General features: G+C 66.4%; 8 protein-coding genes and 1 pseudogene. 6 read left to right on the plus strand and 3 right to left on the minus strand.

Annotated features, from left to right (window positions below):
• Window positions 1-279: 279 nt before the first annotated feature.
• Complete coding sequence (gene glpX / locus AB4Y86_RS06855) at window positions 280-1,302, minus strand: class II fructose-bisphosphatase (RefSeq protein WP_186372267.1); 1,023 nt, start codon at window positions 1,300-1,302, stop codon at window positions 280-282.
• Window positions 1,303-1,514: 212 nt separating this feature from the next.
• Here glpX and AB4Y86_RS06860 point away from each other — a divergent pair, with 212 nt between their 5' ends.
• From AB4Y86_RS06860 to AB4Y86_RS06880, 5 genes are all read left to right on the plus strand, one after another.
• Window positions 1,515-2,204 (plus strand): DUF4245 domain-containing protein, encoded by a 690-nt coding sequence (locus AB4Y86_RS06860; protein ID WP_441401285.1) that lies wholly within the window; start codon window positions 1,515-1,517, stop codon window positions 2,202-2,204.
• Between the two features lie 10 nt (window positions 2,205-2,214).
• Entirely contained in the window at window positions 2,215-2,829 is a 615-nt protein-coding gene (locus AB4Y86_RS06865) for a carbonic anhydrase (protein WP_441401287.1), read from the plus strand.
• Window positions 2,830-2,893: 64 nt separating this feature from the next.
• Window positions 2,894-4,330: a class II fumarate hydratase gene (locus AB4Y86_RS06870; RefSeq protein ID WP_441401289.1), complete on the plus strand. Its 1,437-nt coding sequence runs from the start codon at window positions 2,894-2,896 to the stop codon at window positions 4,328-4,330.
• Between the two features lie 118 nt (window positions 4,331-4,448).
• Entirely contained in the window at window positions 4,449-5,114 is a 666-nt protein-coding gene (locus AB4Y86_RS06875) for a TetR/AcrR family transcriptional regulator (RefSeq protein ID WP_441401291.1), read from the plus strand.
• The gene (locus AB4Y86_RS06880) at window positions 5,111-6,820 is read left to right on the plus strand and encodes an MDR family MFS transporter (RefSeq protein ID WP_441401293.1); all 1,710 of its coding nucleotides are present in this window, start codon (window positions 5,111-5,113) and stop codon (window positions 6,818-6,820) included. The genes AB4Y86_RS06875 and AB4Y86_RS06880 overlap by 4 nt, the downstream gene beginning before the upstream one ends.
• 25 nt (window positions 6,821-6,845) lie before the next feature.
• Here AB4Y86_RS06880 and AB4Y86_RS06885 read toward each other — a convergent pair whose 3' ends face one another.
• The gene (locus AB4Y86_RS06885) at window positions 6,846-7,316 is read right to left on the minus strand and encodes an NUDIX hydrolase (protein WP_441401295.1); all 471 of its coding nucleotides are present in this window, start codon (window positions 7,314-7,316) and stop codon (window positions 6,846-6,848) included.
• A 9-nt stretch (window positions 7,317-7,325) separates the two neighbouring features.
• Entirely contained in the window at window positions 7,326-7,865 is a 540-nt protein-coding gene (locus AB4Y86_RS06890) for a prepilin peptidase (RefSeq protein ID WP_441401297.1), read from the minus strand.
• Window positions 7,866-7,959: 94 nt separating this feature from the next.
• Between AB4Y86_RS06890 and AB4Y86_RS06895 the strand changes: the two are divergent.
• A pseudogene (locus AB4Y86_RS06895) lies at window positions 7,960-8,169 on the plus strand (GNAT family N-acetyltransferase); the annotation flags it as partial.

An 8,169-nucleotide genomic window follows, 5' to 3' on the forward strand; every position in this document is an offset into this window, starting at 1 on the left:
CAAGCCAAGTCATGGCCCCACCCTATCCAATGCCGGACGGGACCGGTGAACGCAGCCCCAGGAACAGCTGCGGCGGCTTGTTCCGAGGGACATGCCCATTCTTCGTTGCTAACCCAGTGGGACATGCCCATTCTTCGTAGCCAGACCGGGGGGACATGCCCAGTCTTAAACACGAACAGTGGACAGAATGTGCTTCTGTCCACTGTTCGTGGTTCGCGCTGAGCATGTCCACCGGGCGGGAGGCCGCGAGCGGGAGTCCAGCGGGCGGGAGGCCGCGGGCTAGTGCTTGCGGGCGTAGCCCTCCCACTTGCTGGCCTGGTGCTCGCCGTCCACGAAGCGGATGGTGCCCGACTTGGAGCGCATCACGATGGACTGGGTGAGGACCTTGTCCTTGGAGTAGCGCACACCCTTGAGCAGGTCGCCGTCGGTGATGCCCGTGGCGGCGAAGTAGCAGTTGTCGCTCGAGACCAGGTCGTTGGTGGAGAGCACCCGGTCGAGGTCGTGCCCGGCGTCGATCGCCTTCTGCTTCTCCTCGTCACTGGTGGGCCAGAGCCGGCCCTGGATGACGCCGCCGAGGGACTTGATCGCACAGGCCGCGACGATGCCTTCCGGGGTTCCGCCGATGCCCATCAGGGCATCGACGCCGGTGCCGGCACGAGCGGCCGCGATGGCGCCGGCGACGTCGCCGTCCATGATGAACTTCGTGCGGGCGCCGGCCTCGCGGATCTCCTCGACCAGCGGGCGGTGCCGGTCACGGTCCAGGATCATCACGTTGAGCTGGTTGACCTTGACCCCCTTGGCCTTGGCGATCAGGTGCAGGTTCTGCTTCACCGGCAGGCGCAGGTCGACCATGTCGGCGGCCTCGGGCCCGGTGACGAGCTTCTCCATGTAGAACACGGCGGAGGGGTCGAACATGGAACCCCGCTCAGCCACGGCCAGGACCGCCAGGGCGTTGTTGATGCCGAGGGCGGTCAGCCGGGTCCCGTCGATCGGGTCGACGGCGACGTCGCACTCGGGGCCGGTGCCGTCGCCGACACGCTCACCGTTGAACAGCATCGGCGCTTCGTCTTTTTCGCCTTCTCCGATGACCACGACGCCGTTGAAGTGCACGGTCTGCAGGAAGGAACGCATGGCGTCAACGGCGGCGCCGTCGGCCTTGTTCTTGTCGCCGAAGCCAACCCAGTGGCCGCCGGCGATCGCCGCCGCCTCGGTGACACGGACCAGTTCCAGGGCCAGGTTGCGGTCAGGCTCATCGATTCCGACGGCAAGCGACGGGGAAAGCGTGGAGTACTTCTGGGTCATGGACGCTGGTGACACGTGAACCTCTTCTTCGAGTGGCGATCATTGAACCCGCGGCATCCGGTCTCCGGTTGCCGCGGTGATTCGACTGTTACTGATCATAGTCGCGGCGGCCCCGATCGGTCATGGAATGACCACACCGCGAAACCGCCCGCCGCCGGACGGCGCCCGCCCGCCGAATGTGAGAACGGCCCGGAATGGGCGACTATAGAGGGGTGAATGAATTGCAGGACACGCCGCCCGAGGCTCCCGGATCGCCGGCCGGCGGAACGGCGCCCGATGCTGACAGCCCCGCCAGTGACCAGCCCGTCAAGCCCGTCATCCGCGCCGCGGCGGCAAAGCGGGCCAACGCCTCGGTGATCGGCATGATCATCGCGTTGGTGGTGAGCATCGGCGCTTTCCTCCCGGTGGTGCTGATGAACCCGTCGCCCAACGGCGACGGCTACCGCCCGAATATCAACGTCAGCGCCATCGCGCAGAACGCCGCCGGTGTGGCGGGATTCACACCTGTGACGCCGGAAATCGGCGACACATTCCGTTCGAATTACGCCCGCTGGGAGTCCGGGTCCGGCAGCGGGGTGGCGACCTGGCAGGTCGGCTACCTGACGCCGAAGGAGTCCTTCATCGCCCTGGTGCAGACCCGGCAGTCGAATCCGACGTGGCTGCAGCAACAGACCAAAAGCGCGCCGGTGACCGGCACCCGGAACGCCGGCGGACGCGACTGGCAACTGCGCGACACCGGCAAGGGCGAGAAGTCCATGGTGCTCGACTACCGCGGGACCACGGTGGTCCTGACCGGGCCGGCACAGCTGGAAGAGTTCTCGGTGCTCGCCGCGGCGGTCGTGAAGTCGCTGGACAGCAACCCGGCGGCCACCGTTTCACCTTCGGCCACGCCGGCGCAGTAAAGTAAGCACGGTGACTACTCAACTGACCCCCGCCCTCGCCTGGCACCGCCTGCGCGAAGGCAACGCGCGTTTTGTCGCCGGCGAATCCTCACACCCGAACCAGGACGCCTCGCGGCGGTCCTCGCTGGTGGAGACTCAGCATCCCTTCGCCGTCATCTTTGGCTGCGCGGATTCCCGCCTGGCCGCGGAGATCATCTTCGACTTGGGCCTGGGTGACGCATTTGTAGTTCGGACGGCCGGCCAGGTGATCGACGACGCCGTGCTCGGCTCGATCGAATACAGCATCGGCGTGCTCGGCGTGCCGCTGATTGTGGTCCTCGGCCACGACAGCTGCGGCGCGGTCATCGCCACGAAGAACGCCGTGGAGACCGGGCAGATGCCGGTCGGGTTCATCCGCAGCCTGGTGGAGCGCATCACGCCGTCCGTCCTGACCTCGCTGCGCAACGACCAGCACGACGTCCACGACATGGTGGTGGAGAACGTCAAGCAGACGTCGCAGCGCCTTGTGGACAGCTCCCGGGTGATTTCCGACGCTGTCGAAAGCGGCCGCGCGGCCGTGATCGGGCTGGCCTACAGCCTCGCCGAGGGCCGGGCCGACCTGGTTTCCGGAATCGGCGAGCTCTAGCAGCCGGGATTCCGCCGCAGGTCACGGTTTTCGGTGGGACGCCTTGGCCCAATAAGCTAGCCCCATGACTTCCACAGCAGATTTGAACACTGAAGAATTCCGGATTGAACACGACACGATGGGCGAAGTCCGCGTCCCGGTGAACGCGCTGTACCGCGCCCAGACGCAGCGCGCGGTCGAAAACTTCCCGATCTCGGGCAAGACCCTGGAACGAACCCACATCGAGGCACTCGCCCGGGTTAAGAAGGCTGCCGCCCAGGCCAACGCGGAACTGGGAGTGCTCGACGGTGAGCTGGCCCAGGCCATTGCCGACGCCGCCGACGAGGTCGCCACCGGCAAATACGACGGCCACTTCCCGATTGATGTGTTCCAGACCGGGTCCGGAACCTCCTCGAACATGAACACCAACGAAGTCATCGCCGAACTCGCGTCCCGCGCACTCTCGGCCGCCGGCAGTGACAAGGTGGTCCACCCGAACGACCACGTGAACGCCTCGCAGTCCTCCAACGACGTCTTCCCGACCTCGGTCCACGTCGCTGCCACGTCCGCGCTGATCAATGACCTGATCCCGGCCCTCGGCTACCTGGCGGAGTCCCTGGAGCGCAAGGCGGTGGAGTTCAAGGACGTCGTGAAGTCCGGCCGCACGCACCTGATGGATGCCACCCCGGTAACCCTCGGCCAGGAGTTCGGCGGCTACGCGGCGCAGGTCCGCTACGGCATCGAACGCATCAACGCTTCCCTCCCCCGCGTCGCCGAAGTTCCGCTGGGCGGCACCGCCGTCGGCACCGGCATCAACACCCCTGCGGGCTTCCCCGAGCGCGTGATCGAAATCCTCGCCGCGGACACCGGTCTGCCGCTGACGGAGGCCCGCGACCACTTCGAGGCCCAGGCCAACCGCGACGGCCTGATCGAGGCGTCCAGCCAGCTGCGCAACATCGCGATCTCCTTCATGAAGATCAACAACGACCTGCGCTGGATGGGCTCCGGCCCCAACACCGGTCTGGGCGAAATCGCGATCCCGGACCTGCAGCCCGGTTCCTCGATCATGCCGGGCAAGGTCAACCCGGTCATCTGTGAAGCGTCCATCATGGTGGCCGCCCAGGTCATCGGCAATGACACCGCCATCGCCTGGTCCGGCACCAACGGGGCCTTCGAACTAAACGTCGGCATCCCGGTGATGGCCGCCAACCTGCTCGAATCCGTCCGCCTCCTGGCCAACACCAGCCGCGTCATGGCCGACAAGATGATCGACGGCATCACCGCGAACGTCGAGCGCGCCCGCTTCCTCGCCGAGGCGTCGCCGTCCATCGTGACGCCGCTGAACAAGTACATCGGCTATGAGAACGCCGCCAAGATCGCCAAGAAGGCCGTCGCGGAGGGCCTGACCATCCGCGAGACCGTCGTCGCGATGGGCTTCCTGGAGCGCGGCGAGCTGACCGAAGAGCAGCTGGACACCGCCCTGGACGTCATGTCGATGACGCGCCCGCCGCACAAGGCCTGATTTCCCGCCAAGCACGACGGCGGCGGCCCCCTTCCCAGCGAAGGCGGGCCGCCGCTGGTGTTTAAGGCCACATCTGCCAATCTTGCACTAAACGAGCAGGAGTGCAAAACTTTACTTTGTGAGTAATAGTGCACCAATTGGCGGAGGGCTCCGCAGCCGAAAGCGGGCCGCGACGCGGGCCGCCATCACCGCCGTCGCGCGTGCCCTGACAGCGGAGCGCGGCCTGAACGGATACACGGTGGAAGAGGTCTGCGAGCGAGCGGACATTTCACGCCGCACGTTCTTCAACTACTTCCCCACCAAGGAAGACGCCATCCTCGGCCACGCGGACGACGAGGTTCCTGCCGACGTTCTTGAGGATTTCATCTGCGGTGGCGAGTCATCGGCGCCCGGTGAAATCTCGCCGACCCTGTTCCAGGACCTCATCGCGCTGACCCTGAAGCTGTCAGAAAACATGGTCTCCTCTCCGGAGGAAACCCGCCAGCTGATCGGGGTGATCAAGAAGGAACCCCAGCTCATGCTGAGGATCATTGGTGCCACGGACGAACGCGAGAGGGAATTCGCTGGCGTCCTCGCACGCCGCGAGGGCGTCTCCCCGGATCACCCGGTTGTCCAGATGGCCGTCGTGCTGCTCGCCAACATCGCCCGCAAAACGAGCATGACTTTTTTCTCCGAGGGCAACACGCGCCCGTACCCGGAGCTGCTGCTGGCCAACGTCTCGGCCGCCCGGCAACTCTTCACCCAGAACTTCACAGAACCCGTCTCCGCAAAAGGACAACAATGAGCACCACCGTAGGTACCAAAGCGGCGGCGGCCCCGCTGCTGCTGACCCAGAAACGCATCTGGATCATCTTCTCCGCCCTCATCGCGGGAATGCTGCTCTCCAGCCTGGACCAGACCATCGTCTCCACCGCCATGCCCACCATCGTCGGCAAGCTCGGCGGCGTCGAGCACCAGGCCTGGATCACCACGGCCTACCTGCTGGCCACCACCATCGTCATGCCGATCTACGGGAAGTTCGGCGACATCCTCGGCCGCCGGAACCTCTTCCTCGTGGCAATCGCCCTGTTCACCCTGGCCTCGGTGGGCTGCGCCTTCGCGACCGATTTCTGGGGCTTTGTCATCTTCCGGGCCGTCCAGGGCCTGGGTGGCGGTGGCCTGATGATCCTCTCCCAGGCCATCATCGCGGACATCGTGCCCGCCAAGGACCGCGGCAAGTACATGGGCCCGCTCGGCGCGATCTTCGGCCTCTCCGCCGTCGCCGGCCCGCTGCTGGGCGGTTTCTTCGTGGACCACCTGACCTGGGAATGGGCCTTCTACATCAACATCCCCATCGGCATTGCCGCGTTCACCATTGCCTGGTTCACCCTGACGCTGCCGAACAAGAAGGCCGAAAAGCGGATCGACATTCTCGGGGTGCTGTTGCTCTCCGCGGCCACCACCTGCCTTATCTTCTTCACCGACTTCGGCGGCAAGAAGGACCAGGGCTGGGATTCCCCGGTGACCTGGGCCTTCGGCGCCGGCGTCGTCCTTGCCGCCGCCGCATTCATCCTGGTGGAGCGCCGGGCCGAGGACCCCATCATCCCGCTGAGCCTGTTCAAGAATCCGATCTTCATCAACGCCACCGCTATCGGCTTCACGCTCGGCCTCGGGATGTTCGCCGCGATCGCCTTCGTCCCGACCTTCCTGCAGATGTCCTCCGGCACCTCCGCCGCGGAGTCCGGACTGCTGATGCTGCCCATGATGGTGGGCCTGATGGGCATGGCCATCTTCTCCGGCATCCGGATCTCCAAGACCGGCAAGTACAAGATGTTCCCGATCCTGGGYGGGGTCCTCACAATTGCCGCCATGCTGTGGCTGACCACACTGACGGCGGCGACTCCCATCTGGGTCATCTGCGTCCAGCTGTTCATCTTCGGTGCGGGCCTCGGCTCGATCATGCAGGTGATCGTCCTGGTGGTACAGAACTCCGTGCCGGCCGAACAGATCGGCACCGCCACCAGCACCAACAACTACTTCCGCGAGGTCGGCGCCTCGCTGGGCGTCGCGGTGTTCGGCTCGATCTTCACCTCCCGGCTCTCGGAGTCGCTGACCAAAGCCTTCACGGGTGCCGGCGCCTCCAGCGCGGACGCGTCGCAGTCCACCAAAACACTGGATCCGCAGGCCCTCAGCCAGCTGCCCGCCCAACTCAAGGACGCAATCGTTAACGCCTACGCGGATTCGCTCGCTCCGGTCTTCTGGTACCTGCTGCCGTTCCTCGGCATCGCGCTGCTCCTGGCGTTGACGCTGAAGCAGATCCCGCTCTCGGACACCGCCGGAATGGTGGCCCGCGGCGAGGCAGTGGGCGGCGAGGAAGCTGAACGGCTCGAGGCTGAACGGGCCGCTGTCCGCCACCCTGCCGACGGCACGGAACCCGTGGACACCGTCCCGGCGAAGGGAGATCAAACGTCCGGCAACGACGACGCCGATCTGGCCCGCCTGCACGGCTGACCGACCGGGCCGCAGCAGGGGCGGTTCAGCTGCGGAAGTGTGCCTCGCCGTCGGGCTCGCTGGCCCGTTCGATCGCCTCCAGGTGGCCGGGCAGAAGCTCGGGGAAGTCGGCCGGCCGGAACCAGCCCACGGCGAGGGATTCGTCGTCGTTGACACGCGCCTCGCCGGAGACGAAGCGGCACCGGAAGACCAGGGTCAGGAAGTGGCAGACGTCGCCGTTGGGATAGGTGGTGGGACCGACGGTGTCCACCGAAACCAGCCGCTCGGCGACGGCAACCACCCCGGTCTCCTCCAGGACCTCCCGCAATAGGCCGGCCGCGGGCTCCTCCCCCGGTTCAAGGATCCCGGTGATCAGCCCCCAGCGGCCGTTGTCGGCCCGCTGGCCGAGCAGGACCCTGCCGTGATCGTCAAATACCACGGCCCGGGCACCCGGAATCCAGAGGGTGTCGTGGCCGATCTTCGCGCGCAGATTCAGGATGAAATCGGGGGTGGCCATGCCGTCAGCCTAACCCGCAGGCAGCAGCATCGCGGCCGCCGCCCCGGCCAACATGAACGGTCCGAACGGAATATCCGATTTCATCGTTCCCCGCCGAGTTACCAGCAGGGCCAGGCTCCAGAGGCCGCCGAACAGGAACGCCGCAAACGTTCCGGCAAACACGTGACCCCAGCCCAGGAACCCCAGATACAGGCCCAGCACCCCCGCGAGCTTGACGTCGCCAAAGCCCATCCCCGGCGGGTAGACGGCCCGCAGCAGGAAGTAGAACAGCCATAGGACCGCGCCGCCGGCCACGACCCGGAGCCCGGGCACCCCGAAGAGTCCGGCGCCGCCGTCGGCCCCGGCGGATGACTGGAACGTGGTAGCCCCGAGCAGCAGGAGACCGGCAACCGCATACGAGGGGAAGATGATCCGGTTGGGCAGCAGATGGTGCCTGACGTCGATGACGGTCAATCGAGCCGCCATCAGGAGGTAATAGGCGCACGCCAGGAGTACCAGCCAAAAGGCCGGCGGGGCGGCTCCCCCCAGTTCGCCGAGACGATGGATCACCCTCGGATGCTACTGGATTTTGCCGCTCCCGCGYCGCTCCCTGACCGGGTATCTGTGACTGGCGACCGCGGCTCCCCACCGCTAGGCTTCCGGGATGACTGCGCCCGACTCCTATTGGCCCCCTTTCGCCCTCTCACTCACCACGCCCCGCCTCATGCTCCGGCCCGTCCGCGACGAGGACATCCCGGCCGCGGTACAGGCGGCCCTGAGCGGCATCCACGAACCCGGCCGCAGCCCGTTCAGCAGGCCCTGGGCCGAATCCCCCGCCGAAGAGCTCGGCCCGACCATGGCGCAGTGGTACTGG

It is taken from the genome of Arthrobacter sp. 2YAF22_2, from assembly GCF_052114645.1.
GTDB lineage: Bacteria > Actinomycetota > Actinomycetes > Actinomycetales > Micrococcaceae > Arthrobacter.